Annotated in this window: 2 pseudogenes; one reads left to right on the top strand and one right to left on the bottom strand. The window is 76.9% G+C overall.

Annotated elements, in window-relative coordinates:
• A pseudogene (locus CQZ88_RS27795) lies at nucleotides 1–486 on the bottom strand (polysaccharide biosynthesis protein); the annotation flags it as partial.
• An 87-nt stretch (nucleotides 487–573) separates the two neighbouring features.
• On the opposite strand from CQZ88_RS27795, the pseudogene CQZ88_RS32050 reads away from it, so the two are divergent.
• A pseudogene (locus tag CQZ88_RS32050) lies at nucleotides 574–877 on the top strand (hypothetical protein); the annotation flags it as partial.

The following is an 877-nucleotide window of genomic DNA, read 5'->3' on the forward strand; positions in this document are numbered from 1 at the left end:
GGCGGGCACGACCTTCGCCACGCCGGCCGCGGCGAGGACGACACTGAGCGCGCCGAACCGTCCCCGCCCCTGCAGCAGGCCCTGCTCGGCGGCGAGCAGCACCAGCAGCGGCGCGGTGACGAGCGAGCCGAGGGCACCGGCGACGCTGGTGTCGAGGGCCCACGCGACGAGCGGCACGACGGCCAGCGCGACGAACCCGGCGAGGCCGGCGCAGCGGTACCCGAGACGGCGCAGGGACGCGGTGCCGGCACCGAGCACGGTCTCCCGGGCGACGACCGTCTGCAGCGCGAGCGCCGGCACGGCCAGCACCAACTGGGCGGCCAGCAGGCCGGCGAACTCGCCGTACCCCGCGGGGCCGAGCCACTGGGCGGCCGGCAGGTGCAGCAGGTAGGAGGCCAGGCTGGCGGTCATGGCCCCGGCGGTCACCATCGTCATCCCGGCGACGGTGGTTCCGGTGGCCGAGCGCGGCGTCTCAGGTCGCGGCATCGGACCATGGTTGCACGCCGCCGGGTGCGGGCGGCGAGGCACCGGATCCGGACCGGGGTGCCGGGGCGGGCTGGGTATTGTGCGGCCATGCCCAGGCCGGTGTCGCTGCGTCCCGCTGTCCCGGCCCTCTACAGCCTGGCCCTGGCGGTCGTGGTGCTCGGGCCGCTGCTCGTCTCCCCCGGTTACCTGCTGTTGCGCGACGCGGTGAGCACCCCGCGGTCCTTCCTGACGGATTCGGCGCTGGGTCTGACCGACGCCGCGGCGCGGGCGGTGCCGCAGGACGCGTTGCTGGCGACGGCGAGTGCGGTGGTGGACGGCGGTGTGGTGGTGACGGCGCTGCTCACCGGCGCCCTGTGGGCGGCCGGTTGGGGCGGCGCCCGCCTGGTGGCGG

The sequence above is a fragment of the Rhodococcus sp. ENV425 genome, from assembly GCF_002887785.1.
GTDB classification, from domain to species: Bacteria; Actinomycetota; Actinomycetes; order Mycobacteriales; family Mycobacteriaceae; genus Rhodococcus; species Rhodococcus aetherivorans.